Origin of the sequence: Massilia forsythiae (assembly GCF_012849555.1) — a bacterium.
Taxonomy (GTDB): domain Bacteria; phylum Pseudomonadota; class Gammaproteobacteria; order Burkholderiales; family Burkholderiaceae_D; genus Telluria; species Telluria forsythiae.
In genome coordinates this window covers 64,213-90,604 of the sequence record NZ_CP051685.1, presented here as the reverse complement: position 1 = coordinate 90,604, position 26,392 = coordinate 64,213, and the positions used below count along the sequence as shown (strand labels likewise).

Annotated in this window: 25 protein-coding genes, 1 tRNA gene and 1 riboswitch; of the genes, 6 read left to right on the top strand and 20 right to left on the bottom strand. The window is 64.9% G+C overall.

What is annotated here, in order from left to right:
- Positions 1-293: 293 nt before the first annotated feature.
- From arfB to HH212_RS00465, 5 genes are all read right to left on the bottom strand, one after another.
- Positions 294-692, bottom strand: a complete 399-nt coding sequence (arfB, locus tag HH212_RS00485) for an alternative ribosome rescue aminoacyl-tRNA hydrolase ArfB (protein WP_169433603.1) — start codon at positions 690-692, stop codon at positions 294-296.
- A gap of 12 nt (positions 693-704) precedes the next feature.
- Complete coding sequence (locus HH212_RS00480; protein ID WP_229217489.1) at positions 705-1,706, bottom strand: CE1 family esterase; 1,002 nt, start codon at positions 1,704-1,706, stop codon at positions 705-707.
- Between the two features lie 53 nt (positions 1,707-1,759).
- Positions 1,760-2,164, bottom strand: coding sequence for a DUF8785 domain-containing protein (locus HH212_RS00475; protein ID WP_169433602.1), 405 nt, complete (start codon positions 2,162-2,164; stop codon positions 1,760-1,762).
- Between the two features lie 121 nt (positions 2,165-2,285).
- Positions 2,286-2,861 (bottom strand): TerD family protein, encoded by a 576-nt coding sequence (locus HH212_RS00470; RefSeq protein WP_169433601.1) that lies wholly within the window; start codon positions 2,859-2,861, stop codon positions 2,286-2,288.
- A 38-nt stretch (positions 2,862-2,899) separates the two neighbouring features.
- On the bottom strand, positions 2,900-3,940 hold the full coding sequence (locus HH212_RS00465; RefSeq protein WP_169433600.1) for a DUF475 domain-containing protein: 1,041 nt from the start codon (positions 3,938-3,940) through the stop codon (positions 2,900-2,902).
- Positions 3,941-4,085: 145 nt separating this feature from the next.
- On the opposite strand from HH212_RS00465, the gene HH212_RS00460 reads away from it, so the two are divergent.
- The 3 genes from HH212_RS00460 to HH212_RS00450 all read left to right on the top strand — a co-directional run bounded on the left by HH212_RS00460 (position 4,086) and on the right by HH212_RS00450 (position 9,293).
- Positions 4,086-4,505: a divergent PAP2 family protein gene (locus HH212_RS00460; protein ID WP_169433599.1), complete on the top strand. Its 420-nt coding sequence runs from the start codon at positions 4,086-4,088 to the stop codon at positions 4,503-4,505.
- A gap of 338 nt (positions 4,506-4,843) precedes the next feature.
- Positions 4,844-6,019 (top strand): efflux RND transporter periplasmic adaptor subunit, encoded by a 1,176-nt coding sequence (locus HH212_RS00455; protein ID WP_169433598.1) that lies wholly within the window; start codon positions 4,844-4,846, stop codon positions 6,017-6,019.
- Between the two features lie 34 nt (positions 6,020-6,053).
- On the top strand, positions 6,054-9,293 hold the full coding sequence (locus HH212_RS00450; protein WP_169433597.1) for an efflux RND transporter permease subunit: 3,240 nt from the start codon (positions 6,054-6,056) through the stop codon (positions 9,291-9,293).
- Between the two features lie 533 nt (positions 9,294-9,826).
- On the opposite strand, the gene HH212_RS00445 is transcribed toward HH212_RS00450, so the two are convergent.
- The 3 genes from HH212_RS00445 to HH212_RS00435 all read right to left on the bottom strand — a co-directional run bounded on the left by HH212_RS00445 (position 9,827) and on the right by HH212_RS00435 (position 12,446).
- On the bottom strand, positions 9,827-10,282 hold the full coding sequence (locus HH212_RS00445) for a hypothetical protein (protein WP_169433596.1): 456 nt from the start codon (positions 10,280-10,282) through the stop codon (positions 9,827-9,829).
- Positions 10,283-10,698: 416 nt separating this feature from the next.
- Complete coding sequence (locus tag HH212_RS00440; RefSeq protein WP_229217488.1) at positions 10,699-11,661, bottom strand: NAD(P)H-hydrate dehydratase; 963 nt, start codon at positions 11,659-11,661, stop codon at positions 10,699-10,701.
- A gap of 50 nt (positions 11,662-11,711) precedes the next feature.
- Positions 11,712-12,446: a histidine phosphatase family protein gene (locus HH212_RS00435; RefSeq protein ID WP_370663901.1), complete on the bottom strand. Its 735-nt coding sequence runs from the start codon at positions 12,444-12,446 to the stop codon at positions 11,712-11,714.
- 321 nt (positions 12,447-12,767) lie between these two features.
- Here HH212_RS00435 and HH212_RS00430 point away from each other — a divergent pair, with 321 nt between their 5' ends.
- A complete protein-coding gene (locus HH212_RS00430; protein WP_169433593.1) occupies positions 12,768-13,922 on the top strand; it encodes a DUF3466 family protein in 1,155 nt (384 codons plus the stop codon).
- Positions 13,923-13,973: 51 nt separating this feature from the next.
- On the opposite strand, the gene HH212_RS00425 is transcribed toward HH212_RS00430, so the two are convergent.
- Positions 13,974-15,374 carry an L-cystine transporter gene (locus HH212_RS00425; RefSeq protein ID WP_169433592.1) on the bottom strand — a complete coding sequence of 467 codons (1,401 nt, stop codon included), beginning with the start codon at positions 15,372-15,374 and terminating at the stop codon, positions 13,974-13,976.
- Between the two features lie 365 nt (positions 15,375-15,739).
- Positions 15,740-16,753, bottom strand: coding sequence for a 5'-nucleotidase (locus HH212_RS00420; RefSeq protein ID WP_169433591.1), 1,014 nt, complete (start codon positions 16,751-16,753; stop codon positions 15,740-15,742).
- A gap of 285 nt (positions 16,754-17,038) precedes the next feature.
- On the opposite strand from HH212_RS00420, the gene HH212_RS00415 reads away from it, so the two are divergent.
- Together HH212_RS00415 and HH212_RS00410 are read left to right on the top strand one after the other, a co-directional pair.
- Positions 17,039-17,275 carry a hypothetical protein gene (locus HH212_RS00415; protein ID WP_169433590.1) on the top strand — a complete coding sequence of 79 codons (237 nt, stop codon included), beginning with the start codon at positions 17,039-17,041 and terminating at the stop codon, positions 17,273-17,275.
- A 12-nt stretch (positions 17,276-17,287) separates the two neighbouring features.
- Positions 17,288-18,514 carry a DUF2325 domain-containing protein gene (locus tag HH212_RS00410; protein ID WP_169433589.1) on the top strand — a complete coding sequence of 409 codons (1,227 nt, stop codon included), beginning with the start codon at positions 17,288-17,290 and terminating at the stop codon, positions 18,512-18,514.
- A 57-nt stretch (positions 18,515-18,571) separates the two neighbouring features.
- Here HH212_RS00410 and HH212_RS00405 read toward each other — a convergent pair whose 3' ends face one another.
- The 10 genes from HH212_RS00405 to HH212_RS00360 all read right to left on the bottom strand — a co-directional run bounded on the left by HH212_RS00405 (position 18,572) and on the right by HH212_RS00360 (position 26,067).
- On the bottom strand, positions 18,572-18,913 hold the full coding sequence (locus HH212_RS00405; RefSeq protein WP_169433588.1) for a hypothetical protein: 342 nt from the start codon (positions 18,911-18,913) through the stop codon (positions 18,572-18,574).
- A gap of 188 nt (positions 18,914-19,101) precedes the next feature.
- Positions 19,102-19,177, bottom strand: a tRNA-Lys gene (locus HH212_RS00400).
- Positions 19,178-19,254: 77 nt separating this feature from the next.
- Positions 19,255-20,016 carry a tol-pal system protein YbgF gene (gene ybgF, locus HH212_RS00395; protein WP_169433587.1) on the bottom strand — a complete coding sequence of 254 codons (762 nt, stop codon included), beginning with the start codon at positions 20,014-20,016 and terminating at the stop codon, positions 19,255-19,257.
- A gap of 140 nt (positions 20,017-20,156) precedes the next feature.
- Positions 20,157-20,690, bottom strand: coding sequence for a peptidoglycan-associated lipoprotein Pal (pal, locus tag HH212_RS00390; RefSeq protein ID WP_169433586.1), 534 nt, complete (start codon positions 20,688-20,690; stop codon positions 20,157-20,159).
- A 41-nt stretch (positions 20,691-20,731) separates the two neighbouring features.
- Positions 20,732-21,997, bottom strand: a complete 1,266-nt coding sequence (gene tolB, locus HH212_RS00385; protein WP_169433585.1) for a Tol-Pal system beta propeller repeat protein TolB — start codon at positions 21,995-21,997, stop codon at positions 20,732-20,734.
- 90 nt (positions 21,998-22,087) lie between these two features.
- Positions 22,088-23,368, bottom strand: coding sequence for a cell envelope integrity protein TolA (gene tolA, locus HH212_RS00380; RefSeq protein ID WP_169433584.1), 1,281 nt, complete (start codon positions 23,366-23,368; stop codon positions 22,088-22,090).
- 10 nt (positions 23,369-23,378) lie between these two features.
- Positions 23,379-23,807, bottom strand: coding sequence for a biopolymer transporter ExbD (locus HH212_RS00375; protein ID WP_169433583.1), 429 nt, complete (start codon positions 23,805-23,807; stop codon positions 23,379-23,381).
- Between the two features lie 48 nt (positions 23,808-23,855).
- Entirely contained in the window at positions 23,856-24,539 is a 684-nt protein-coding gene (tolQ, locus tag HH212_RS00370; protein WP_169433582.1) for a protein TolQ, read from the bottom strand.
- 42 nt (positions 24,540-24,581) lie between these two features.
- A complete protein-coding gene (gene ybgC / locus HH212_RS00365; protein ID WP_169433581.1) occupies positions 24,582-24,986 on the bottom strand; it encodes a tol-pal system-associated acyl-CoA thioesterase in 405 nt (134 codons plus the stop codon).
- A gap of 334 nt (positions 24,987-25,320) precedes the next feature.
- Positions 25,321-26,067 carry an SDR family oxidoreductase gene (locus tag HH212_RS00360; RefSeq protein ID WP_169433580.1) on the bottom strand — a complete coding sequence of 249 codons (747 nt, stop codon included), beginning with the start codon at positions 26,065-26,067 and terminating at the stop codon, positions 25,321-25,323.
- A gap of 197 nt (positions 26,068-26,264) precedes the next feature.
- A riboswitch (ZMP/ZTP riboswitch) is annotated at positions 26,265-26,371 on the top strand.
- The last annotated feature ends 21 nt before the right edge of the window (positions 26,372-26,392 follow it).

Below are 26,392 nucleotides of genomic sequence, written 5' to 3'. Positions count from 1 at the left end.
GGGAATTACTCGTCGTCCCCGCGAAGGCGGGGACCCATGCCAACTAATCGAAGTCGATCATTTATTACTGACTAGATATTTCCGATCGATGAATTGAGCACGCTCGGTATGGATTCCCGCCTTCGCGGGAACGACGGTCTTTAAGCCAGCAATACTATCTTGGACAGTAATGCGCCTGCGCGGGGAGTCGTTTCCGGCAATGCCTGGGAGTCGTTTCCGGCAATGCTGGGAACGGCGGTTTTTAGATCAGCAATATAAGCGGCACAGCAGTGTCGGTAGGCGGCCATCCGCGTCTACTCGCTCACCTTGCCCCGCAACGCCTTGGTCCGTCCCGCCCGCGTCTTGCTGTCAAGCCGCCGCCGCTGCGAGCCGCGCGTCGGCCGGGTCGCGCGGCGTTCGGCCGCCACGTGCGCCGCGGCGTCGACCAGTTCCTGCAAGCGCCGCAGCGCGTCCAGCTTGTTCTGCTCCAGGCTGCGCGACCCCTGCGCCTTGAGCACCACCACGCCCTGGCGCGTGATGCGCGCGTCGGGCAGCGCCAGCAGGCGCGCTTTGACCTCCGGCGGCAATGACGATGCCGCGATGTCGAAGCGCGCATGCACCGCGCACGACACCTTGTTAACGTTTTGCCCGCCCGGCCCCTGCGCGCGGATGGCGATGAACTCGACTTCCTCCGGATCGACGCTCAATCCCATGCCGTCCCGTTCCTATTGCTTGACGATGGCACGCTTGTCCCTAAAAAAGATCCACGCTTCCTCGGCAGTGTCGACGTCGCGGTTCATGTTGCCCACCAGCTTGTTCAGCCACCACGGAAACGCGTCGCCCTTGGAGGCCGGCACGTGGCCGCCGCCGTCGATGCGCAGCAGCTCGACCTGCACCTGGGCCGGGTCGCCGCCCCAGACGTAGCGTATCGCGGAAGTCGGGTCCGACGATTGCAGGTGCGGGATGCGCGAACGGTAGGGGCCGCCGCCCAGGCCGGCCAGGCGGCGCCACACCGCCAGCGACTCTTCGGCGCCGAGGCCGTTGCCGCGCTCGCGCAGCAGCCAGTTGCCGACCTTGCCGCCGCCGTAGGGCATCACCGGATCGGCGGTGCCGTGGGTGACGAATACCGACAGCGGGTGGGATGGCGCGCGGCAGCGGCTCTGGGCCGGCATCAGCGCACCCTGCACGCCGATGGCGGCCAGGCGCGGCCCCAGCTCGATGCCGAGGCGGTAGGCCATGGCGCCGCCGTTGGCGCTGCCGAACACGTAGATGCGCTCGGGGTCGGCGCCCAGCCGGGCGACCGCATTGTCGATCAGTTCGGCGATGAAGCCGACGTCGTCGCTGCGGATGCTGGCATCGCCGCGGCAGTCGTTCCAGTCGATCTTGCCATCGCTGGCGGTGCTGCCTTCGGGGGCGATCAGCATGATGCGCTCGCGTTCGGCGAGGCGGATCCAGTCCTGCGGTCGGTAGCCGGCCAGCGAATCGACGCCGACCATCATCGCCGCGCTGGCGCCGTGGCCATGCAGCAGGATGACCAGCGGACGATTGCGCGCGGCCAGCCTGTCCGGCTCGACCACGAGGTAGCGGCGCGTGCCTTCGGGACGGTTCAGCGTCCAGTCGACGATGGTCGATGCCTGCGCCGGGACGATCGTGCCTGCCAGGGCGCCTGCCAGCGCACCTGCCGGCAAGACCATGCTGGGCAGCCTCGTGGCCAACCTGGTTTTCATATGCCACCTTCTTTCATGCAAGAAAAGCATGGTGGCACACCGTTTTCAGTTTGTCATGTATTGTTCGGCGCCACCGGGTTGACGCCGCCGACCATGGCCTTGTCCACGAAATACGAGGTTTCGCCGAAGCAGGTGGTCGGCAGGCCGACGTGCTGCGAATAGCTGAGCTGGACGCGCTGGCCCATCGAGGCTTGCAGTTGCCTGACCACGTTTTCGTCGCGCACCGTGAAGGCGAAGCGCTCGGGGATCGCGCCCGGCATGCTGGACAGCAGGATCTCGCCTTCCCAGGTCTTGCACAGCCAGCCCTTCTTCGACAGCTTCTGCAGGTAGCCGGCGCGTTCGCCTTCCGAGTACGACCAGTTCAGCACGGTCCAGAGATAAAGCGCGAACAAAGCGGCCGCGGCGACGAGGATGGCAAGGACGATGGGGCCGGCACGGCGGGGGCGGGTAATGGGCATGATGGGCAGTCGGGTCGGCAATCCGGGGTTGGTCGGCATAAAGTTGCGCCCATTCTGCCCATCGGCGTCCGGATTGTCAAAATGTCCAATGCCGTGCGCTACGCCTGTCTCGTCCTGGCGCTTATGCGTTCACGCCGAAAGAGCGCGCCAGCGGCCCCAGGCCGCCGTTGTAGCCCTGGCCGACCGCGCGGAATTTCCACTCGCTGCCGTAGCGGTACAGTTCGCCGAAGATCATGGCGGTCTCGGTCGAGCTGTCCTCGGACAGGTCGTAGCGGGCGATCTCGCGCTCGCCGTCGGCGTTCAGGCAGCGGATGAAGGCGCGCCCGATCATGCCGAAGTTCTGGCGGCGCTGGTCGGCTTCGTGGATGGTGACCGAGAACGCCAGCTTCTCGATGTCGGCCGGCACGCGGGTCAGGTCGACTTCCAGGCGCTCGTCGTCGCCTTCGCCCTGGCCGGTGCGGTTGTCGCCGGTGTGCACCACCGAGCCGTCGGTGGACTTCAGGTTGTTGTAGAAGATGAAGTCGGCATCGCCGCGCACCTTGCCGTCGGCGCGCAGCATGAAGGCGCTGCCGTCGAGGTCGAAGGTGGCGCCGTCGGTGGCGCGCGGATCCCAACCGAGGCCGATGATGACCTTCCTGAGGTTCGGGTCTTCCTTGGACAGATTGACGTTGCCGCCTTTTTGCAAACTGATCGCCATCGTTGTTCCTTTCTCTGGTTTGTGCGAGCCGCGCCGGATCACGCCGCGGGATGGAGTTCCTGGCGCCGCTTGTAGCGTACGGACGACCACAGCGACACCAGGATGAAGGCCACGCCGGACAATCCGGTGAACCACTCGGGAATATGATACTCGACGCTGGCGAACATGATCAGGGCGAGGATGCCGATTGCATAATGGGCGCCGTGCTCGAGATAGACGAATTGTTCCAGCGTGCCCTTGTGGACCAGGAATACCGTCAGCGAGCGCACGAACATGGCGCCGATCGCCAGGCCCAGCATGATGATGACCACGTCCTTGGTGATGGCGAATGCGCCGATCACGCCGTCGAAACTGAACGAGGCGTCCAGCACTTCCAGGTACAGGAAGCCGCCGATGCTGCCCTGCGAGATCATCTTGCCGACCGATGGATCGGATTCTTCTTCCTCGAGCAAGCCGCTGAACCAGTCGACGCCGACGTACACCAGCACCCCGACCACGCCGGCCACCAGCACGTCGAGCTTGCGCTCGGGCGGCATCAGGCTCATGCAGCCGAATACCGCGAGCAGGGTCAGCAGGATCGCCAGGCCCGAGGTGCCGTAGGTGCCGACCTTTTCTTCGATCCAGCCCAGCCAGTGAAGTTCCTTTTCCTCGTCGAACAGGAAGTTGAGGAAGACCAGCAGCAGGAAGGCCCCGCCGAAGGCCGCCACCTCGGCGTGCTTGGAGGTCAGGTGGCGCGCATACTCGTCGGGATTGGCGATCGCCATGTGCCACACGTCGACCAGGCCCAGGCCGGTCGCCACCGAGACGATCAACAGCGGGAACAGCAGGCGCATGCCGAACACGGCGACCAGGATGCCGACCGTCAGGAACAGCTTGCGCCAGAATGCGTTCCAGTTGCGCAGCACGGAAGCGTTGACCACCGCGTTGTCGAACGACAGCGAGACTTCCAGCACGCCCAGCACCGCCGCGATCCACAGTGCCTGCAGCAGGCCGGCGCTGCCTCCATGGTCGAAGCCCCACCACGCCGCCAGTCCGAGCAGGACGATGGTGACCACGAATGACAGCCTGAAATGTTGCATCGATTTCTCCATTGTCTGAAATACCACACCAAGCAACATATTACCCGCAACTTCCCTGAATGGGCGCAGCCGATTTCGCGACGGGCAAATGCATCTGCGATAATTTCGCCCGGCTTTCGCGCACAACCTTTTATATGGATACTTCATGGACCTGACTTACCTGCTGACCCCCGTGCTCACCTGGCTGGCGGTCGGCCCGATCAAATTCCTGATCAACAGCGCACGCCAGCGGCGCTGGGCCTTCGACCTGGTCGGCAACGGCGGCTTTCCCAGCAACCACAGCGCCACCGTCGTCAGCATGGCCACCCTGATCGCGCTGCGCGAGGGCATGGGGCACCCGGCCTTCGGCGTGGCGGTGACCCTGTGCTTCGTCGTGATGATCGATGCCAACAACCTGCGCCAGCACGTCGGGCGCCAGGCGGCTGCCATCAACCGCCTGGCCGGCACCGATCCTGTACATCGCAAGCTGCGCGAGCGGATGGGGCATACGCTGGTGGAAATCGGCGGCGGGATCGTGACCGGGATCTTGATGGGGAATCTGGTGTACAGGTTGTTCGTTAAATAAAGCGTGATCTACTCGACACGCGACTTAGCAACAACGTCGTCCCCGGCCTTGGCGGCCCCCTCGGCGGGGATCCATACGTAGCATCGCTCAGCTGCTGAAAGAGCCTGAAAAGAAACACCGGTTCTAAAACCGTCTCCGCTGAACACCGGGGTCAGAGCCCTTTTTAAAGCAACACCGGGCTCTGACCCCTGCATTTCATCCTGCCTATCTGCATTTCATCCCACAAAAACCGCGCTTTGCCGATCCGTCAATTGACGGAGAAGGGCGCCTGTTTGATACTGCGCGCTGGCTTTTTCTATTCTAATTACAGCAACGAGTCCACTCGGGAGAACCACCACATGCTGCGCAAAACCCTCATCTTTCTTGCCATTGCGTCGGCGCTGACCGCGTGCAATAAACCCGGCAAGGAACCCGCCAAGCCCGAGACAGCGGGCAAACAGGCGGATGCCAAGGCCAGCGACAAGCCGGTCCAGTTGCTGGTGTCGTCCGAGGACGTGCTGACGGTGCAGAGCAATTCCCTGGCGTCCGGTCCGGTGATCACCGGTTCGATCCAGCCGGAACGCAAGGCCGACCTGCGCGCCGAAGTTTCGGCCGTGGTGATGCAGGTGCTCAAGGAAAACGGCGAGCCGGTCAAGCGCGGCGACGTGCTGGTCAAGCTGGACGAAAGCTCCGTGCGCGACAGCCTGCTGTCGACGGAGGAAGCGCTGCGTGCCGCCACCCAGGCCTTCGACCAGTCGCAGCGCGCGCTCGACCGCATGAAGACGCTGCGTGCGTCCGGCATGACCTCGATCCAGGCGCTGGACGATGCCGAAGTGCGCCGCAACAATGCCCAGAGTGAAATCTCGGCAGCGCGCGCGCGCATGGCGACGGCGCGCCAGCAGGTCGGCCGCACCGTGGTGCGGGCGCCCTTCGACGGCATCGTCTCGGACCGCAAGGTGTCCAACGGCGACACCGCCGCCATCGGCAAGGAATTGCTGAAGGTGATCGATCCCAACAGCATGCGCTTCGAGGGCCGCGTGTCGGCCGACAAGATCGCCGCGGTCAAGGTCGGGCAGCCGGTCATGTTCCGCGTCAACGGCTACGGCGAACAGCAGTTCAACGGCGTGGTGCGGCGCATCGATCCGTCGGCCAACGACGTTACCCGCCAGGTCGAGGTGCTGGTCGGCTTGGCCGGCGGCGCCCAGCCGCGCGTGGCCGGCCTGTATGCCGAGGGCCGCATCGATGCCGAGACGGCGGACGTGCTGATGTTGCCGGAGTCGGCGCTCGTGAAATCCGGCGACAAGACCTACGCCTGGAAGGTGAAGGGCAATACGCTGGCCAAGGCCGACCTGGGCATGGGCGCGCGCGATCCGCGCACCGGCAATTTCGAGGTCAGGAACGGCCTGGCGGCCGGCGACACCGTGCTGCGCCACCCGAATTCCAGTTTGAAGGATGGCCAGAAGGTCGAGATGGCGGCGCCCAAGGTGCCGGCCCTGGCGAGCGCCGGCACCGCCCCGGCGGCGGCCAAGCAATAAGGAACCGAAGGAAATATAACCAGGATAACAAGCCATGTTCCTTTCCAATTTCAGTGTGAAGAAGCCGATCGCCACGGTCGTGCTGATCATCGCCATGATGTGCATGGGCCTGCTCGCCCTGAGCAAGCTGCGCGTCAACCAGAACCCGGACGTCGAGATCCCGATCATCGTGGTCAACGTGCCGTATCCGGGCGCGTCGCCGGAAACCTCGGAGCGCGAGCTGATCGACCGTCTCGAAAAGCAGATGCAGAGCATCACCGGCGTGACCGAGGTGCACGCCTATGCCAACGAAGGCAGCGCCACCATCGTGCTGCGCTTCGATTTCAAGCGCAACCTGATCGAAGCCTCGGACGACGTGCGCAATGCGATCGCCTCGGTGCGCTACAAGCTGCCGATCGAGATGCGCGAGCCGGTGCTGCGCCGGGTCGACCCGTCGGCCCAGCCGATCATGAACCTGGGACTGTCGTCCAGCAGCCAGAGCCACGCGGAAATCTCGCGCCTGGCCGAAGACCAGCTGGCCGACCGCTTCCGCGCCATCGACGGCGTCGCCAACGTCAACATCGACGGCTCGCTGCGGCGCGAGCTGTCGGTGCTGCTGCATGCGCAAAAGCTGCGTGAATTCAACGTGTCGGTGACCGACGTCACCAATGCACTGAGCCGCCAGAACACCAATGCGCCGGTGGGCAAGGTGCGCAGCGATCTGGACGAGAAGGGCATCCGCTTGGTCGGCCGCATCGAGCGTCCGGAAGACTTTTCCCAGGTCGTGGTCAAGCGCAACGGCGAGCAGATCGTGCGCCTGAACCAGGTGGCCGACATCCAGGACGGTTTCGCCGAGGTCAACAGCCTGTCCAGCCACAACGGCAAGCCCAACGTCGGCATCCAGATCGTGCGTTCGCGCGACGCCTCGACTGTGGCGATCGCCAACAAGGTGCGCGCCATGGTCGGGGAGATCAACAAGGAACTGCCGGCCGGCACCAAGCTGGAAGTGTCCTACGACGGCGGCAAGGATGCCCAGGATAGCCTGAACAACGTGATCGAATCGCTGGTGTTCGGCGCCGTATTGACCATCTTCGTGGTGTACGCCTTTTTGAATTCGTGGCGCTCGACGCTGATCACCGCGCTGTCGCTGCCGACCTCGGTGCTGGCTGCCTTCATCGCGGTCTGGCTGTGCGGCTTCACGCTGAACTTCATGACCCTGCTCGGGCTGTCGCTGGCGATCGGCGTGCTGATCGACGACGCCATCGTGGTGCGCGAAAACATCGTGCGCCACATGGAAAACGGTTCCGACCGCCGCACTGCCGCCCTCGAAGGTACCGCCGAGATCGGCATGGCGGTGGCCTCGACCACCTTCTCGATCATGGCCGTGTTCATCCCGGTGGCCTTCATGCCCGGCATCTCGGGCGAATGGTTCCGTCCGTTCGCGCTGACCGTGACCTGCTCGGTAATCGTCTCGCTCTTGATCTCGTTCACGCTGGACCCGATGCTGTCGGCCTATTGGGGCGACCCGCCGGGCCACCACCATGCGCCGAAGAAGGGCCTGGAAAAGCAGCTGGCGCGCTTCAACGCCTGGTTCGACCGCCAGGCCGACCGCTACGGCAACGTGATCGCCTGGGCGCTGCACCACCGGCGCTGGATGGCGGTGATCGCGGTCGGCAGCCTGGTTGCCGCGCTGACGCTGAACGCGTTCTTCGGCGGTACGTCGTTCCTGCCGGCCATGGATTCGGGCCAGATCTCGATCGAGGTGCGCACCCCCGCCTCGTCCTCGGTCGCCTATGCGCAGAAGAAGATCGAGGAAGCCGCGGCGCTGGCGCACACGCTGCCGGAAACCAAGGACACCAACAGCTCGATCAACTCGGGGGGCGGGCGCATCTACGTCGACATCGGCAAGCGCCGCGAACGCAAGCGCAGCGCCGCCGAGGTCGCCGTGGAACTGCGCGCCAAGATCGCGCGCCTGGTCGGCGCCGAGTACACCGTCATGGACGACATGAGCGGCAACGGCAAGCCGGTGCAGATCGAATTCACCGGCGCCGACACGCGCAAGCTGATGGAGCTGACCGAAGCTTACATGGCGAAGCTGCGCCAGGTGCCGGGTGCGGTCGACGTCACGCTGTCGCAGCAGGATCCGAAGAACGAGCTGCAGATCGAACTCGACCGCGGTCTGGCCAGCATGCTCGGCATTTCGGTGGGCGACGCCGCCAGCGCGCTGCGCGTGGCCTTCGCCGGCATCGAGGTCGGCGACTGGGTCGACCCCACTGGCGAGACGCGCGACGTGGCGGTGCGCCTGGTGCCCGAGGACCGGGTCGGCACCGAGAACATCGAGCGCCTGCCGATCGCCGTCGGCGGCAGCAACATGATGGTGCCGCTCGACCAGATCGCCAAGATCACCATGGCCAAGGGACCGTCGGCGATCGAGCACAAGGACGGCAAGCGCGTGGTGCGCGTGTCCGCCAACGTGCAGGGCCGCTCCAACGGCGAAGTGATGGGCGACGCCATGAAGCTGGCCAAGGCGATGGATTTCCCGCCGGGCTACGGCCTGTCGCTGGGCGGCCAGAGCAAGGACCAGCAGGAACTGTTCACCCAGATGGGCATCGCGCTGGTATCGGGCATCGGCCTGATGTACCTGGTGCTGGTGATGCAGTTCGGCTCCTTCACCGCGCCGCTCGGCGTCATGATGTCGCTGCCGCTGTCGCTGATCGGCGTGGTGCTGGCGCTGCTGCTGACCCACGGCACCCTCAACCTGATGAGCTTCATCGGCATCATCATGCTGATGGGCCTGGTGGCCAAGAATGCCATCCTACTGCTCGACGCGGCGCGTTCGCGCGAAGCCGAGGGCATGCAGGGCAGGGTGCTGACGGTGGAAGAGCGCAACGTCCTGCGCGAGGAATCGCTGATGGAAGCCGGCCGCGCGCGCCTGCGTCCGATCCTGATGACCACCTTCGCGCTGATCGCCGGCATGCTGCCGGTGGCGCTGGCCCTGGGCGACTCGGGCGAGTTCTACCAGCCGCTGGCGATCGCCATCATCGGCGGCACCATCACCTCGACGCTGCTGACGCTGCTGGTGGTGCCGACTTTCTACGACAGCATCGAGATCGCGCGCGACCGCATGGCGGTCAAGTTCCACCGCCGCGCCGCGATCATCACGCCGCTGCCGGCCTTCGTGCAGACCTTGCTGGAGGCGATCCTGACGCTGACGATGGTGCGTTTCGTGTTCCGCATGATCGTCAAGGCAGGCCGTTTCGCGCTGGGCCGCCGCCCGCGTACCGTGGAAGCGTGACCGGCAGGGCGGCTGCGGCCGGCCCGCGCTGACTTGGGGGCCTGCCTGTGCAGGCCCTTTTTCATTGGCGCTGCCCGCCGGGTCGAGGCAAGCCGGCGTATCCGGTCGGGTACGAAAAGGATTTTGGAGCGCAGAGGAATCCCGGGAGGGACTCGGGGAAGCGGAATGAAAAACGGCGGCGGCCGAAGCCGCCGCCGAGTCTTGCGCCAGCCAGCGTCACACAGCCACGAGGCTGGTTACGCGGCATTGCATGCTGTCGGAACGGCATGCACTGGCGCCGCATCTGCCGCGTCCAGTGCACGCGGTAACGATGAAGCCCCTGCCTTGGCGACGGAGCGCCAGCTTCCGTGTGGAGTGCCTGCCTTAGCGATGGAGCGAAGCGGCCACCGGCGCGGCCGACTGCCCTGGCAGACCGGCGCAACGGGTCGGTGAAACCCTTTGCCGATCCCCTGCCTGGTACGAACGCCGACGCCGGCGAGCCGATGCCCACCTGCATGGGCAACCCGTACAGGCAGCCCAGCCAGGCAACCCGATCAGCGGGTGGTGCCGCCGGTCGAGCCGCTGTTGGTGGTGTCGCTGCCGGTGCCGCTGCCTGCCGTGCCCGAGGTACCCGAGGTGCCCGAAGAGGTGGTGCCGGTGGTGCCGGTACCGGTGGTGCCGGTGCCGGTTGCGCCGCCGGTGGTGCCGGTTGCGCTGGTGCCGCCGCCCGTGGTGCCGGTGCCGGTAGCGCCCGTGCCGGTATCGCCGGTGGTGCCCATGGTGCCGGTACCGGTGGTGCCAGTCGCGCCGGTGCCGGTGGTGGTGCCGGTGTCACCCGCTGCGCCGGTGGTGCCGGTGGTGCCGCTGGTGCCCGACGTGCTGCTCGGCGCGGTCGCCGACGTGTCGCCGGTGCCGGTCGTGCTGGTGGTGTCATTGCGCTTGCAAGCGGCGAGGCTCGCCATCAGGGCAGCGGCAAACAGGATTTTCGATGCATTGTTCAGCGTTTTCATTTGTTGTACTCCTCGTTCACATCTATCTTGTACCGCCATTTCCAGGTGAGGCGCTGGAAACCGGCGGCGCCAGTGGGGTGACCCCTCGAAACCAACGACGTCTTGCCTTACTGCCCTCAACGGTTTCTCGAGGTCCTTGCAGACTCCTGCCGGGCCGAAGCCCGGACTGGGAATCATCAGAGGAACGGTACACTGCCACATGCAATGCAATGTATAGCCCCGGTCGGCGCACGAATTCGGCTGTCCTGATTAGACTGGCGCGCCACTTGCCAGTTCGCCGGATTGCACACCTCTTGCTTTGTCCGCATTGCCGCCCGCGGGATTACTACATAAAGCCCGAACTTCTGCCTTCAAGCCTCGGAAGCGTACAAACTGTCGATTTTCATCACAGTCGGCCGTTTCCTTCAATCCGCAATTCAAGCCGGGCGCCGTGACGGTGATTCGGCGGCTTCGCTTGCGGTTTGTTGCAGCAGCGCGGGAATTTCGTCAGGTAATTCCCGCGCCAGGTAACCGAGTGTTCCCATGCGTTCGGCCAGGCGTTCGCCGGCGCGCGCATGCATGGCCACGCCCCAGCCGACTGCCTGCGCCAGGTCGGCGCCGCGCGCCGCCAGCCCGGCGATGATGCCGGCGAGCACGTCGCCCGAACCCGACGCCGCCAGCCCGACATTGCCGCCCTCGTGCTGCCAGCGCTCACCGCTGGACGCCGCGATCACGGTGCGCGCGCCCTTGAGCGCCACCACCGCATTCCAGCGTTGCGCCGCTTCCAGCGCATGACGATCGGGGGTAGCGCAAATGTCTTCCTTGTCGATACCGGTCAGGTGCGCCATCTCGCCCGCGTGCGGCGTCACCAGGACAGGAACGTCGAAGCGGAAGGGTGCGTTGACACCGGCCGGCGGATGCAGGATCGCGCCCATCGCATTCGCGTCGAGCAGGATGCGGGTGTCGCTGCCCTGCAGGCGCGGCAGCAGCGCATGCACCAGGCGCGCGGTCGCTTCCTCGTCCTGCATGCCGGGGCCGATCAGGATCGCAGTGATCTTGTCGGCCAGCGGATCGAGCGCCTCCACCGCTTCGACGGTGAAGCCGCCGACGGCGTTCTCGGCCAGGCCGAGCACGCGCGATTCAGGAATCGCCAGCGCCACCAGTTGCGCCACGCTGCGGCCGGTGGCGATGGTCAGCTTGCCGGCGCCGGCGCGCATGGCGGCGGTGGCGGCCAGGATCACGGCGCCCGGCATTTCCGACGAGCCGCCCAGCACCAGCACGTGACCGCGGCCTTCCTTGTCGGTATCGTCCGACGGCATCGGCAGGGGCCAGTTGCGCAGCAGGCTGGTGTCGATGTCGCGCGGACGCGCATCGGCCGGCGCCGGCGCGGCGGCTTGCACGGTTTGTGCCTCTTGTGCGTTTTGTGTATGGAGGGTCATCACCGGCGTGTTCAAGCCTTGGGTGCGGCAGGAATATCCTTGCCGGCGGTAACGGGAGTGCCGGTCTGCTCCAGCGGCGCCACGAAATTAATCAGGCGGACCGCCAGCTTGCCGCGCTTGCCGAGGGTCGGATCGAAGGCATACGAGGTCACCGAGCAGTTCGGCACGTCGCCGGCGCGGTCCTGTTCCAGGATGGCCGCTTCGTCCATGCGTTCCAGCAGATAGCGGAAGCAGTTAACGATGACCTGGTGCGCCACGATCAGTACCCGGTCGCCCGCGTATTCGCGCGTGACCGTGTCGAGCACGCTGCGCAGGCGCAGGATCACGTCGCACCAGCTTTCGCCGCCGGGTGGACGGAAGTAGAACTTGCCGACGTGGTGGCGCTGCTCGTACAAGTCGGGGAACTGCTGGGCGATGCCGTGCGTGGTGAGCCGGTCAAGAACGCCGAATTCCTTTTCGCGCAGGCGTTCGTCGGCATGCACGGCGAGCAGTTCGTCGCGATCCATGCGGTCGAGCAGGAACCTGGCGGTCTGGGCAGCGCGGATATAGGGCGAATGCAGCACGACGTTCGGCCGCTGTTCCGGCGGCATTTGCAGGAACCATTCGGCCAGTGCGCGCGACTGGCGCTCGCCGAGCTCCGACAAGGGCACGTCGACGTCGCGCTCGGCGATATCGATGCGCAATCCGGCGGCGGCCTCGGCGGCGTCACGTGCGACGTTACCGGCGCTTTGTCCGTGCCTGACCAACCAAATTTCCTTCGGCCACTTCTGTTCCATCACCCGCCCATTTGTGAAATTGACATGACTTCATCATAGACGGATTCGACGGGAGAGCCGCGCACGATTCCTCCAGAAAACGTAAACAAAACAATGGTGTAGGAAGACGCTTACGCGGAGCATTCATGCCGTCAATATTCATTTCCTGACGCTATCGAGCGTGTTCCAAGGCGAGCATGGCACGGGCTCCCGCGACATGATTCAGTGCGGGTTCGTGAGCATGCTCAGCACCAGAGGGTCGAGCCAGCCTATGCTGCTTACATAGCTTTTTTTCACCCACCGGAGGTTTCCATGAATCGCTTTTCCCTACTGCATTACATGCAATTGCTTGCCGCGGTTTCGCTTGCCGCGCCTTTGCTTGCCAACGCCGATGTACGATATACCGTTACCGAAGTAGCCGGTGCCGGCAGCAATGTGAGCGACTTGAACAATCTTGGCCAAGTGGTGGGATCGCTGCGGTCTGGCGACAGCTATCACGCGTTCGTATATACCAATGGCGACCTGACGGACCTCGGTACTTTTGGCGGCACCGACAGCCATGCCTATGCGATCAACGATCATGGACAAGTGGCAGGTTCGGCTTTCGACACGCCCACCAACGGACCGTGGAGGGGTTTCACCGGCTTCGTCTATAGCGGCGGCAGCATGAGCGCGATCCGGGAAACGGGGAATTCCTTTGCTTACGGGATAAACAACAACGGAACGGTCGTGGGTGCGATGACAGTCGGAAAGCCTGGAGATGTGACGCATGACCATGCCTATACCTATACCAATGGCGTCTTCACCGACCTCGGTACGCTGCCGATCGGCGACTTCAGTTATGCGTATGCCATCAACAATACAGGCGACGTCGTGGGAGCGGCCGGCAATGTGTTCAACGGCGCCCCCAATTTTCCTCACGACCCGTTTTTGTACCGTGACGGCACGATGACCAGCCTGGGCAATCTGGGTGGCCCCTGGAGCACTGCCAGGTCGATCAATGACCACGGCCAGATCGTCGGCTATCTCGGCACCGATTCCAACGTCAACCCGGACGACATCTACCCGTCCACCGCTTTTCTATACGAGAACGGTGTCATGCGCAACCTTGGTGGACCGTCCCCCCTGTGGAGCAGCGCCGCGTACGATATCAACAACCTGGGACAAATCGTAGGCAGTGCAGGTCTGGGCGATTTCTTGTCCCATGGGTTCCTGTACGAGAACGGTGCGATGGTCGACCTGAACGTCCTGATCGATCCGGAATCGGGCTGGGTGATCCAGGATGCCGCCGCCATCAACGACCTGCAGCAGATCGCTGCGACCGCGTGCCGGGGCGACGTGTGCCAGGCAGTGCGGCTCGACCTGGTGCCGGCAGTGCCGGAACCGGCCGCGTATGCCTTGTTGCTGGGTGGGCTGCTGCTGGGCTGGCGCCGCGGCGGTGCGCGGCGTTATTGGAAGACACGCTGAACGGCACCTTCCTTTTGGCGGCACGCGATGCGGCGCGCCGTCGGCCGGCGATCAGGCGACCAGCTGGTCGCCGTCCAGGTTGATCTCGGCGTCGTTGTTGAACACCTGCATGTCGGTCTGGCCGAGCACGCGGCTGGCGATGGTGCCGGCGGTGATCGAGCCGTTCACGTTGAGCGCGGTGCGGCCCATGTCGATCAGCGGCTCGATCGAGATCAGCAGGCCGGCCAGCGCCACCGGCAGGTTCATCGCCGACAGCACGATCAGCGCGGCGAAGGTGGCGCCGCCCCCCACGCCGGCCACGCCGACCGAGCCGATGGTGACGATGCCGATCAGGGGCAGGATGAAGCCGGCGGTGTAGGGATCGATGCCGACGGTGGGCGCGATCATCACCGCCAGCATCGCCGGATAGATACCGGCGCAGCCGTTCTGGCCCATCATCGAGCCGAACGACGCGGCGAAGTTGGCGATGCCTTCCGGCGTGCCCAGGCGCCCGGTCTGGGTCTGCACGTTCATCGGGATCGCACCGGCCGAGGTGCGCGAGGTAAAGGCGAAGGCCAGCACCGGGAATACCTTCTTCACGTAGCGGCCCGGATTCAGGCCGACCGCGGCGATCAGCAGCAGGTGCACGCAGAACATCGTGACCAGGGCGCTGTAGGAAGCCAGCACGAAGCCGAGCAGGTGCAGGATGTCCTGCAGGCTGGAACTGGCCACCACCTTGGTGATCAGGGCGAACACGCCGAACGGGGTCAATCGCAGCACCAGGGTCACCATGCGCATCACGATCACGTGGGCGACATGGACGAAGCGGCTGAACGACTCGAACACGTCCGGCTTCTTGGCGGCGATGCCGGTGGCGGACACGCCCAGGAAGATCGAGAACAGCACCACCGCGATGGTCGAGGTCTTGCGTGCGCCGGTCATGTCGAGGAACGGGTTTTCGGGGAGGAACGAAAGGATCGTGTTCGGCAGCGACAATTGCTGGGCGGCCGACAGCTTGCCTTCCAGGTACTGGCCGCGCGCGACTTCGGCCGCCGTGGACGTGAGGCCGACTGCCGTCAGGCCGTACAGCTTGGCCATCAGGATGCCGATCGCGGCGGCGACCGCGGTGGTCGCCATCAGCGTGCCGATGGTCAGGGCGCTGATCTTGCCGAGCGCGGTAGCATCGCGCAGCTTGAGGATGGCCTGGATGATGGACACCATGATCAGCGGCACGATGATCATCTGCAGCAGTTTGACGTAGCCTTCGCCGATCACGTTCAGGTATTCGCCGGTGGCGGCGATCACCGGCGAGCCGTTGCCGTACACCGCCTGGAAGGCCGCGCCGAGCACCACGCCCAGGCCGAGGCCGGAAAACACGCGCTTGGTGAAGGAAACGTGGCGCTGCTGGAACACGTACAGCAGCGCGCATACGGCAAGCGCAATGGCCAGGTTCAGGATCAGTTGAATGCTCATGGAGTCCTCGTTGTGCGGTAGCCGGACGGCGTATATGCGTACAGGAAATATAAGAGACGCATTTTATAACCAAACCGGGGCGTTTGCATGGGGCTGGCTGTTTTTGCAACCCGGACCTCGGCGATGCCCGCCACGGCACGAGCCAGCATAGCGAACGTCGCCGGATCCAGCCGGAAGCGAGGAGTGATCGATGGCTGGCGCGACCCGGGGCAGCCGCACGGCGGGCGCCGGCGGCGTGAGCAAAAGCGTCCGTGCGGGCGGCAGGGATGATCTCGTACGGGAGTGCCGCAGCGCAAGAAGGTCAGTACGGTAGGGACGCCGGGCCGTGCCTGCCGCAGACAAACCGTGTGCGCGGAAGGACGCAGTCAGGTCGCGTCCAGCTTGTCGACCAGCAGCGGCGGTTCGGCGGCCAGGTCGAGCGCGGCCGTAACCGGCGTGTACAGCGGCGAATCGGAACGGTAGGGGACGCGCCCGGCCGGTACGTGCTTGGCCGCCGGATCCAGGTGCAAATCCTGGTCGTCGAAGAAGATATGCGGCCGGAACGCCTTGACCACCTTCGATTTCTGCACCCCCCCCAGGAAGAAGATTTCGTTCACGTACACGCCCCAGTGGCGCAGGGTGTTAATGACGCGCATCTCGGCCGGGGCGCTGCGCGCGGTGACGATGGCGATGCGCACCGGCGAGAGGTCGGCGCCGAACGGCAGGCGTTCCTGCAGGCGCGCCAGCTTGCGTAGCAGGATGGCGTATGGGCCATCGTTCATCGGCTCCTTCTGGCGCTCGTTTTCGATCGTATGGAAACGGTCCAGTCCTTCGGTCTTGTAGACCAGTTCGCTGGAATCGTCGAACAGCACCGCGTCGCCGTCGAAGGCGATGCGTACCTGGTCTTCCGGCGCGTCGCAACTGCCGGGCGGCGGCTTCAATACCGCGGCGGCGGCGGCCTGGGCATCGATGACGCGTTGGGCATCCTCGACGTTGGTAGTAAGGAACAGGTCGACCGCGAACGCATCCAGGTAATCGACCACCGAGCGCCCGCCTGTGAAGGCGTGGCGCGCGATCGGCAAGCCGCGCGAACGGATATTGTTGAAGACGCGCATCCCGGTCTCCGGACTGTTGCGCGACATCACGACGACCTCGACCAGCGGCCGCGATTCCGACGGCGCATACCGGTTCAGGCCGAGCAGGGCGCGTACCAGCGCCATGCCGGTGCCGTCGCGCAGCGGCTCGTTTTCGCGTTCGAGCATGTAGGCACGGTAGTCGTCGAGCGCACCGTGCGGGTTCTTCGCATGCCTGGCTTTATAGACGGCATCGGCGTCGGCGAGATCGAACAGGGCGGTGGCGGATATGCCGACCACGAGGGTGTCGGAGAGGTCCAGGGGCATGGCAACAGTGGCTGAGAGGGGATTCGGATAGTCCGGCGTCGGATGTTACCCGACACATTGCTCGGACCTGGCTTTGTTTGTTAAGAATATTCCTCAAGGAAAATTTTCGCTCCTGAATGCATCCATATTGTTGATTATTGGCAACTATAGCCGGTGCTTGTGCGGTCGATTTTTCAGAAGGGTCGAACGCAAAGCGGGAATATCCTAAAGAAATGAGAATGATTCGCATTTACATGAAAAGAAAACTGCGATACATTAAAAGCATCTCGACACCGGAGCCCGGTCATGACCGCTTCCCATTCCACCTGCAATTGCGTCGTCCTTGCCTCCGGCAGTGCGGGACGCGTGCTGGGCTGCCCCGACTGCGGCGCCATCCACCTGGCCCTGCCGAACCTGTCCCTGCGCCTCAAGCTGGAAGAGCTGCGCGAACTGAGCGCCCTGGTCGGCAAGGCGCAACGCCTGCTCGACGATGCCCAGGCGCGCCTGAGCAAGGACCGCGCGGCCGGCCTGCCGCTGCACTGAACGGAAACGCCCATGTGTGACCACGACAAGAAACCCCATTTCGCCCATCCCGACGCCCTCGACGAATCCGCCGGCTCGCGCCGCCGGCGCTTGTGGGAATTGCCCACCAATTGCCACTGCCCACTGATCGGCGTGTGCCTGCCGCTGGCGCTGCTACGCCGCCTGGTGAACAAGGTGGTGGTGCGCCCCGTGGAGGGCGACGACTACGACGTCCATGTCTGGGCCGTGCACGAATGCGCCACCAGGAACAAGCTGTCCGAACTGCTGCAGCGCACGCTGGACGAACGTTTTGCCGCCGTGCTGCGCCAGTTCCGCACGCTGCGCGACGCGCAGGCGGTCCAGGCCGCATGGCGCCAGGCGGTCGAGCGCGGCGACGTTGCCGGCGCCTTCTGGGCCACGCTGACCCATCCGCGCTGCGACATGCCGATGATCGAAGCGGCGGTGCGCGACATGCACATGATCCAGCACCAGGCCGGCGCCAGCGCCCGCGTCGACCTGACCCGTTTCGCCGAATTGCAGAAGCAGTGCGCCGGCTTGAGCCGCGAACTCGAACAGACGCGCGACAAGACGGCGCGCGCCGCCGACGCCAAGGGCAAGGAAGCGCTGCGCCTGGCCGAGCAGCTGGCCGGCCTGCGCGCCGAACTGGCCGCACGCGACGTCGCCATCGAAGCCCTGCAGGAGCGCCTGGAAGCCTTGACCGCAACCCTACCGGACATGCGTGACCGCGAAAGGCTGAAGCGCCGTGCCGACGAAGCGCAGGAGCGCGAGCAGAAGCTGGCGCTGGAATTGATGCAGCTGCGCCAGCAGGCGGCGGCGCGCGCACGCCAGGATGCGGCGGCGGTCGCCGCGGCGGCAATGGCGGCGCCCCCTGCGACCGCGGTGCCGGCAGCGGCGGTGGAGGCGCCAGCCCTGGTCGACAAGACCGTGTTGTGCGTGGGCGGGCGCAGCGGCAACGTCCCCAACTACCGCGAACTGCTGGAGCGGGAAGGGGCGCGCTTCATGCACCACGACGGCGGCCTGGAACAGGCCAGCGAACTGCTCGACACCAGCCTGGCCGCGGCCGATCTGGTGATCTGCCAGACCGGCTGCATCAGCCACCAGGCGTATTGGCGCGTCAAGGATTTCTGCAAGCGCAACGGCAAGCGCTGCCTGTTCGTCGATAACCCGAGCACGTCGAGTCTGTCGGTGTGCCTGCGCAAGGCGGCGGAGCCGGCGACAAGCGGTGCATGTCGAGAGTAACGCGCGATCGGCATGCAGGGTACCGGTCGAGCGATGGCCCGTCGACGCAAGGACCGTCTACACTGCTTTCCACAGCAACGCGCCAAGGCCCGAGGCCAGGACGAGGAGCGCACCGATCACGATAATGGCCCATAGAAGGTTCGCGAATCTGGCCAGTGTGTAGGCGAGGACACCGCTTCCCGCTATCACGAGGGTGAAACGCAACCATCTGGGCCAGTCCACACCGAACTTGTGCAGTACGAGGTACGTCAGCACGCCGCCTGCGAGCAAGCCGAACAAGCCGAACCATCCTGCGAGTGCGCGGCTGCTTTCGCGCTCTGCGGCGGCATTCAGCGCTTCCAGGCTATCGTGATATTCATAGTTGCCGCTTGCCGCGCGGCGGCCATAACGCGTCCCCATACACCATCCTTTATCCTTGACGAAGATTGGCTTGCACCAGAGCCCTGGCAGTGATGCCGTGCTCGCTCGATGGTAGACGTATGGGTGAGTCGAAAGTTCCCGCCTTGTAGGGGAAATGCAGCACTGTCGAGAAAACAAAAAAGGCGTCACGATCACTCGTAACGCCTTGATTTGATACTGCAAATTCGTGGTAGGCCGTGCGGGATTCGAACCTGCGACCAACGGATTAAAAGTCCGCTGCTCTACCAGCTGAGCTAACGACCCGAAAGAAGCGAGATTATAGGGCCGATCCAGAACGCTGTCAAACCCCGGCGCCCGCCAGGTCCAGGATCAAGCGGCGATCACTTCAAGGCCGCCAGCCGGTCCTTGGCCGCCTGCGCCGCGGTCGAGTCCGGGAACTTGGTCACCAGCTGCTGCAGCGCCTTCTTGGCGTTCTTCTTGTCCTTCAGTTCGGTATAGCTGGAAGCGATGTTCAGCATGGCGTCCGGCGCCTTGGCGCTGGTGCCGTAGTTGGCCACCACGCTTTCCTGGGCGGCGATCGCGTTCTTGTAGTCGCGCTGCGCATAAAAGGCGTTGCCGAGCCAGTACTGGGCGTTGGAGGCGTAGGCCGAATCCGGGAAGCGGCGCACGAAGTCCTGCAGCGAGGCGGCGGCGCCCTTGTAGTCGCCGGACTTGAACAGTTCCATGGCGCCCTCGTAGGATTTCTTTTCGCTCGGCAGCACTTCGGCTGTCTGGCCGTCGATGGTCTCCTGGCGCGGCTCGAGCTTCTTGATGCGCGCGTCGAGGTCGGCGTACAGGTCCTTCTGGCCCTTCTGGGCGCTGGCGACCTGGTTCGACAGCACTTCGAGCTGGCCGCGCAGGCGCGCGATTTCCTGCATCGTCTGTTCGTGCTGGTTCAGGATGTCGACGCTGATCGACTTGTCGGCCTTGTTGTCGATGCGGCCGTTGACGTCGCGCGACAGGGCGTCGACCTTGGTGCGCAGGTCGAGGATGGCGCGGCGCGCTTCGTCGTCGTCGAGAATGCCGGCGCCGGCGTGCAGGGGAAGCCAGGCGGCGAGGGCGAGGGCGACGGCCGCGAGGCGGGGCTTGGGCAGGTTGATCATCTTCGACTCTTTCTAACCTTGAAACGGGTGAACTGTGTATCTGGAAACCAAACGACAGCGGGGCAGGAAGCAGTCTGCACTGCATCCCGCCCCGCTGTCAATCGGTCGCAAATCGCTGGTCGGCGTGACCGCGTCGGCGCTTATTGGTAGACGATGTCGGCGCGACGGTTTTCCGCCCACACCGATTCGCCGCTGCCGGTCGCCTTCGGCTTTTCCTCGCCCAGCGACACGGCTTCCATCTGGCCGTCGGCCACGCCCAGGGCGGCCATCGACTTGCGCACAGCTTCGGCGCGCTTCTGGCCCAGGGCCAGGTTGTACTCGGTGCCGCCGCGATCGTCGGTGTTACCCTGGATCAGGATGTGGCGCTGCTTGTTCTTGGCCAGGTAGGCCGAGTGGTTCTCGACGACCGGCTTGCCGTCGTCGCGCACGACGTAGCTGTCGAAGTCGAAGTACACGCTGCGGTTGGCCAGCACGCCTTTCGGATCGTTCAGGGCGTCGACGTTGCCGGTTTCGACCCGACGGATGTCACGGGTGGTATCGGCCGGCGGCGGCGCGGCCTGGGTCACCGGCGACTGCTCGACGACCGGGGTCTCGGTCAGTTTCGGCGAGGACGAGCAAGCCGACAGCACGGCGGCGAAGGATGCGATGAGGGCTACACTTTTGATGTTGCGCATGGTTTTTCTCCTGGTCAAAAAATCTTATTTACTTCATCAACTTACTTCATGAACGGGCCCCAGCTGGGTTCCCGGATGTTTCCCGCCTGGGTGCTCAAGCGTTGCTTGACGCGCCCGTCGACCGACACCACGGCCAGCGCGACGCGCCCGCCGCCCTTGGTGGCGTACATGATGTATTTGCCGTTGGGCGAAAAACTCGGTTCGCTGGCCGAATCGGCCAGGCGCTGTTCCTGGCCGCTGGCCAGGTCCATCGCATACAGGGAATAGCCGCCGTCGCGCTGCGAGATCCAGGCCAGCGTCTTGCCGTCCGAGGAAACGCGCGGGCTGATATTGTAGCTGCCGTTGAAGGTGACGCGGGTGGCCTGGCCGCCGCCGGCGCTCATCTTGTAGACCTGCGGGCCGCCGCTGCGGTCGCTGGTGAAATAGATGCTCTGGCCGTCGGCCGAGAATTGCGGTTCGGTGTCGATGCCGTTGCTGTTGGAGACGCGGCGCAGGCCGCTGCCGTCGGCGTTGACGACGTAGATCTGGGTGTTGCCGGTCTTCGACAGGGCCAGCGCCAGGCGCGTGCCGTCGGGCGACCACGACGGCGCCGAGTTGCTGCCTTTTTCGTTGGCCACCACGGTGCGCTGGCCGGTCACCAGGTTCTGCACGTAGATCACGGGCTTGCGCATCTCGAACGAGACGTAGGCGACCTTGGTGCCGTCCGGCGACCAGGCCGGCGAGATGATCGGCTCCTTGCCGTGGGCGGCGACCTGCTCGCCTTCGCCGTCGGCGTCGGCCACTACCAATTGATAATCGCGGCCGGCGCGGTTTTCCTTCACGTAGGCGATGCGGGTGGCGAAGATGCCGCGCACGCCGGTCAGCTTTTCATAGATGTCGTCGGCGATGCGGTGGCCTTCCAGGCGCGTGTTGCGCGCGCTGACGGCGTCCGACAGTTGCGACAGCTGGGTCTTCTTGACGGTGTCGTGCAGCTTGTAGCGGATCTGCAGGCGGCCGTCCGGCATGCGCTGCACCGAACCCACCACCAGCGCGTCGGCGCCGGCGGACTTGAAGGCGCCCAGGTCGGGGCTGGCGCTGTCGGAAATGGTCTGGCGCGCATCGATCACCTTGAACACGCCGCTGCGCTCGAGGTCGGCGCGGATGATGGCGGACACCTGTTCCGGCGCTACCGATTCGTCCGCGAAGCCCGCGACCGCGACCGGGATCTGGTTGCTGCCCACGCCGGCGATTTCGACGCGCAACTGGGCATGGGCGGCGGCGCCCATCATCAGGGAGGCGGAAAACAGCAGGGTATGTAGTTTTTTCATAAGTTTCTCAGCGATGGTTAAGGCAACGTCAGCACTCTACCGTGGCTTGCAATACGGATGGCGCGCCCGAGGGAAGCGCCGCTAGCCGGGTCAACGCAATTCCTTCATGTGGAAGTTGATCTCGATGGTGCGCTCGACCGTGCCGTCGTCCTTCTTGGGCAACGGCGACGAGGCGGTGATGCCGCGTTCGACCGCCTCGTCGAAGGCCGGGATGCCGCTGCTCTTGAGCTTGCGGACCGAAATGATTTCGCCGGTGGGCAACTGCTCGACACGGAAGGTGGCGACCGGATTGCCGCCCTCGTCGGTGCTGCCCGAGTAAGCCGTATTCCCTTTGACCTTGGCCTGGATCTTGCTGCTGTAGCCCTTGTCGATGCGCGGGGCGGTCGACTTGGCGGCCGTGCCGCTGCTGCCGCTGGTGCCGGCGCCGGCGCCGGCCATCAGGCGTTTCATCTCGGCGTCGCGCGCGGCGGCCAGCTTGGCGTTCTCGGCCTTTTCCTTGGCCGCCTTTTCGGCTTTCTCGGCTTTTTCCTTGGCGGCCTTCTCCGCCTTCTCCGCCTTCTCGGCCTTTTCCCTGGCCGCTTTTTCCGCCTTTTCCTTGTCGGCTTTTTCCGCTTTCTCGCGCTCGGCTTTCTCGGCCTTCTCCGCTTTTTCGCGGTCCGCTTTTTCCTTCTCGGCTTTGGCGGCCTGCTTGTCCTTCTCGGCCTTGTCGGCCTGCTTTTTCTTCTCGGCTTCTTCCTTGCGCGCCTGTTCTTTCTTCTCGACGCGCTCTTGTTCCAGCTGGCGTTCTTTCTTTTCCTGCAGGTCGCGTTCCTTCTGCTCGGCCAGTGCCTTGGCCTTGCGCTCCTGTTCGACGCGCTTGCGTTCTTCCACGCGCTTTTCTTCGGCGCGTTTTTCCTCGGCTTCGCGCTCGCGCTCCAGGCGCGCCTCTTCCTGCTTGCGCTCCAGTTCCTTCTTGCGTTTCTTGTCGCGCTCGAGGGCGATGTCCGGCTGCTTCGGCAGCGGCTTGGCGACCGGCTCCGGCGCGGTCGCGCGCGGCAGCGGGGCCGGACGCGGGATGGGCGCCGGTTCCGGCTCGAGTTCCGGTTCGGGCGCCGGTTTCGGTGCCGGCAGCGGCTCCGGCTGGCTTTCCTGCGGCGGTGGCGGGGTCGGCGCCGGCGGGGCGGACGCACTCTGGGTGCTCATGTCCCAGACTTCGGCCTCGACCGACACCGGGGTATTGTTCTGCCAGCTGACGCCGACCCAGAGGAAGGCCAGCAACAGGGCGTGCACGCCCACCGCCAGGCCGATCGAGGGCCAGCGGTTCGGTTCGGGCGGCAGCCGGTAGGGAGAGGCGGCGCCGGCGCCGGTGTCGTCGTGCTTGCGTGCTGACATCAGTTCGTCTTCACTTCGTGGCCAGGCCCACGCGGTTGATGCCCATCTTCTTGGCTTCCGAGATCAACTGGATCACGTCGTCGTACTTGCTGTCGCGGTCGCCCGAGATCAGCACCGCGTAGTCGGGATGCGCGTCGTGGATGGCGTGCAGGCGCTCCACCAGCGCGGCGCGCGTGTCGACTTCTTCCAGCGGCTGCGGCGCCGTGCCGTTGACGCCGATGGCCAGCCTGGCGTTTTCCTTCACCGCGATCTGGATGTAGTCGCTGGGGGGCTGGGTCGAGCGCTCGGCGCTGGGCAGCTTGATCTCGGTCGGGTTCTGCGACGGCGGCACCGCCATGAAGATGATGAGCAGCACCAGCATCACGTCGATGTAGGGCACGACGTTGATGTCGGACTTGAGCTTGCGCCGTCCGCTGCGCAGGTTGCTGTTGAAGGCCATGGCCGATTTTCCGATTGCTTGCGGTTGCTTGCGACGCGCCGGCGCCGCTCAGCGCGACTGGCGCTGCAGGATGTTCGAGAATTCCTCGACGAAGCTCTCGAAGCGGATCGCGAGGCGGTCGATGTCGTGGGTGAAGCGGTTGTACGCCACCACCGCCGGAATCGCCGCGAACAGGCCGATGGCGGTGGCGATCAGCGCCTCGGCAATGCCCGGCGCGACGGTCGCCAGGGTGGCCTGCTGCACGCTGGCCAGGCCGCGGAACGCATTCATGATGCCCCAGACCGTGCCCAGCAGGCCGATGTAGGGCGACACCGAGCCGACCGAGGCCAGGAAGTTCAGGTGCGTGTCCATCATGTCGAGCTCGCGGTGGAAGGCGGCGCGCATGGCGCGGCGGGCGCCGTCCAGCACCGCGCCGACGTCGAGCGCGTCGCGCGAGGCCTGCTTGCCCTTGATGAATTCGCCCATGCCGGCTTCGAAAATGCGCGCCAGCGGACCGCTCTGGTCGCGCTGGCTGCTGGCGCTCTGGTGCAGGGTGTGCAAATTGCCACCGGCCCAGAAGCTGCGCTCGAACTGCTCGGTCTGGCGGCGCGCGGCGCGCAGCGCGAACACCTTGCGGAAGATGTAGGTCCAGCTGATGAGGGAGACCGCGAACAGCAGGGCCATGATCAGCTTGACCAGGATGTGGGCGTGGCTGATCAGCTCAATGAAGGAAAGGTCTTGGACTGCGTTCATCGGTTCAATGTCGGTTCGGTATCGATTCGGTGGAGGGTGGCATCAGGCGGCCCGCATTTTAGCAGCGGCAGGGTCTGGCAGGGAACGCGGCCGCATCGTGGCTGCATCCACGCAGGCGACCTTCACGCTGGCGCTGGAGAGCAGGGTGTCGCCGCGCCAGGCTTGCTGGGCCAACTGGACCGACGCGCGGCCCAGCTTTTCGATGCGCAGCGTCAGGGTCACTTCATCGTCCAGGCGCGCGGCCGCCAGGTACTCGACGGCGGCGCTGCGCACCACGAACGCGACGCCTTCGCTGCCCAGCAGTTCCTGTTGCCCGATGCCGAGCGAACGCAGCCACTCGGTGCGGGCGCGTTCGTAAAACTTCAGGTAATTGGCGTAATAAACGATCCCGCCGGCATCGGTGTCTTCGTAGTAGACACGCACTGGCCAGGTGAAGACTGAAGCCATTTCAGCTGCCATGGATGAAAAATGGTAAATATTTTACGCCAATTTGGCCAGCAGTAATAACTTTGGCATGCATATCGATCCGGCGCGGACGGCAATGCAAGGGCTGGGATGGGTGAAAACGTGGGTAGTAGAGCGGACATCTGCATGTCAGGCCAACAACTGTAACACTTTTTCACAAGATCGGACGCTGGTGAAACATCGTAGGGTGGACGCGGCCGGCGAGGCGGGTTTCCCGTCCACGCGTTCAACTTGAGTGTGCGACGCCGCGATGCAAGTGTTTGTCGAACGCGAGGACGGCAAGCCGTCCACCCTACGTTGGCAAAACGACGGTGTGTCAGGCGCGCTTGATGTTGAACGGCGAAAAGCCCTGGCAAGTCGGCATCAGCTCGATCAGGTTGACGTTGACGTGCGGCGGCAGGGTGGCGATCCAGTAGGCGGTGGCGGCGATGTCTTCCGCGGTCAGCGGCTGGGTGCCTTCGTAGACCTTGGCGGCGGCCGCGTCGTCGCCCTTCAGGCGCACGTTGGAAAATTCGGTGCCGCCGCACAGGCCGGGCGCCAGGTTGGTGGCGCGCACGCCGGTGCCGACCAGGTCGGCGCGCAGGTTCAGCGTGAACTGCTCGACGAAGGCCTTGGTGGCGCCGTACACGTTGCCGCCCGGGTAGGGGTAGTGGCCGGCCACCGAGCCCAGGTTGATCACCAGGCCGCTGCCGCGCTCGACCATCGAGGGCAGCAGCGCATGGGTCATCGTCACCAGGCCCTTGACGTTGGTGTCGATCATCGTGTTCCAGTCGGCCAAAGGCACTTCGTGCGCCGGCTTGGTGTTCAGGGCCAGGCCGGCATTGTTGATCAGCACGTCGATCTGGCGCCAGGATTGCGGCAGCATCGACAGCGCTTCCTCGATCGAGGCCTTGTCGGTGACGTCCATCGCGATCGGCAGCGCCGATTCGCCGAGTTCGGCGGCCAGCGCCTCCAGCCGGTCCTTGCGGCGCGCCGCCAGCACCACCTGGTGGCCGTTCTTGACGAAAGTGCGCGCCATGGCGGCGCCGAAGCCGGCCGATGCGCCGGTAATGAAGACGATCATGATCGAGGTTCCCCGGGGATGTTGAAGAGCAGCTATGAGCTGCGGGATTGTAGCCGATATGGCCATCGTCCGGATCGTTCGCCGCCGGCGCCGGCGCGCACATGGGTTTCCTTGCTTACCGGACGCGACTTCCCGTACAATCGGGCGATCCGCAGCCGGCGCGCCGCATGCCGCGCGCGCCGCTGTATCGAGTATCTTGCGTCTCACGTAACTGGCGAAAACCGCGCGCTGCCGCGCCCGGCGAAGGTGGGCATCCACCGGGGAACGTGGGATTTTCCATTTGCCGTTCGCCTGGGCAGCCACCGATTGGACCGCGTTCGCCGGC

Bases quoted from the DNA above. Each gene is read 5' to 3' on its own strand.
- arfB (WP_169433603.1), bottom strand. From the start codon at position 692: ATGGGATTGAGCGTCGATCCGGAGGAAGTCGAGTTCATCGCCATCCGC.
- HH212_RS00480 (WP_229217489.1), bottom strand. From the start codon at position 1,706: ATGAAAACCAGGTTGGCCACGAGGCTGCCCAGCATGGTCTTGCCGGCA.
- HH212_RS00475 (WP_169433602.1), bottom strand. From the start codon at position 2,164: ATGCCCATTACCCGCCCCCGCCGTGCCGGCCCCATCGTCCTTGCCATC.
- HH212_RS00470 (WP_169433601.1), bottom strand. From the start codon at position 2,861: ATGGCGATCAGTTTGCAAAAAGGCGGCAACGTCAATCTGTCCAAGGAA.
- HH212_RS00465 (WP_169433600.1), bottom strand. From the start codon at position 3,940: ATGCAACATTTCAGGCTGTCATTCGTGGTCACCATCGTCCTGCTCGGA.
- HH212_RS00460 (WP_169433599.1), top strand. From the start codon at position 4,086: ATGGACCTGACTTACCTGCTGACCCCCGTGCTCACCTGGCTGGCGGTC.
- HH212_RS00455 (WP_169433598.1), top strand. From the start codon at position 4,844: ATGCTGCGCAAAACCCTCATCTTTCTTGCCATTGCGTCGGCGCTGACC.
- HH212_RS00450 (WP_169433597.1), top strand. From the start codon at position 6,054: ATGTTCCTTTCCAATTTCAGTGTGAAGAAGCCGATCGCCACGGTCGTG.
- HH212_RS00445 (WP_169433596.1), bottom strand. From the start codon at position 10,282: ATGAAAACGCTGAACAATGCATCGAAAATCCTGTTTGCCGCTGCCCTG.
- HH212_RS00430 (WP_169433593.1), top strand. From the start codon at position 12,768: ATGAATCGCTTTTCCCTACTGCATTACATGCAATTGCTTGCCGCGGTT.
- HH212_RS00425 (WP_169433592.1), bottom strand. From the start codon at position 15,374: ATGAGCATTCAACTGATCCTGAACCTGGCCATTGCGCTTGCCGTATGC.
- HH212_RS00420 (WP_169433591.1), bottom strand. From the start codon at position 16,753: ATGCCCCTGGACCTCTCCGACACCCTCGTGGTCGGCATATCCGCCACC.
- HH212_RS00415 (WP_169433590.1), top strand. From the start codon at position 17,039: ATGACCGCTTCCCATTCCACCTGCAATTGCGTCGTCCTTGCCTCCGGC.
- HH212_RS00410 (WP_169433589.1), top strand. From the start codon at position 17,288: ATGTGTGACCACGACAAGAAACCCCATTTCGCCCATCCCGACGCCCTC.
- HH212_RS00405 (WP_169433588.1), bottom strand. From the start codon at position 18,913: ATGGGGACGCGTTATGGCCGCCGCGCGGCAAGCGGCAACTATGAATAT.
- ybgF (WP_169433587.1), bottom strand. From the start codon at position 20,016: ATGATCAACCTGCCCAAGCCCCGCCTCGCGGCCGTCGCCCTCGCCCTC.
- pal (WP_169433586.1), bottom strand. From the start codon at position 20,690: ATGCGCAACATCAAAAGTGTAGCCCTCATCGCATCCTTCGCCGCCGTG.
- tolB (WP_169433585.1), bottom strand. From the start codon at position 21,997: ATGAAAAAACTACATACCCTGCTGTTTTCCGCCTCCCTGATGATGGGC.
- tolA (WP_169433584.1), bottom strand. From the start codon at position 23,368: ATGTCAGCACGCAAGCACGACGACACCGGCGCCGGCGCCGCCTCTCCC.
- HH212_RS00375 (WP_169433583.1), bottom strand. From the start codon at position 23,807: ATGGCCTTCAACAGCAACCTGCGCAGCGGACGGCGCAAGCTCAAGTCC.
- tolQ (WP_169433582.1), bottom strand. From the start codon at position 24,539: ATGAACGCAGTCCAAGACCTTTCCTTCATTGAGCTGATCAGCCACGCC.
- ybgC (WP_169433581.1), bottom strand. From the start codon at position 24,986: ATGGCTTCAGTCTTCACCTGGCCAGTGCGTGTCTACTACGAAGACACC.
- HH212_RS00360 (WP_169433580.1), bottom strand. From the start codon at position 26,067: ATGATCGTCTTCATTACCGGCGCATCGGCCGGCTTCGGCGCCGCCATG.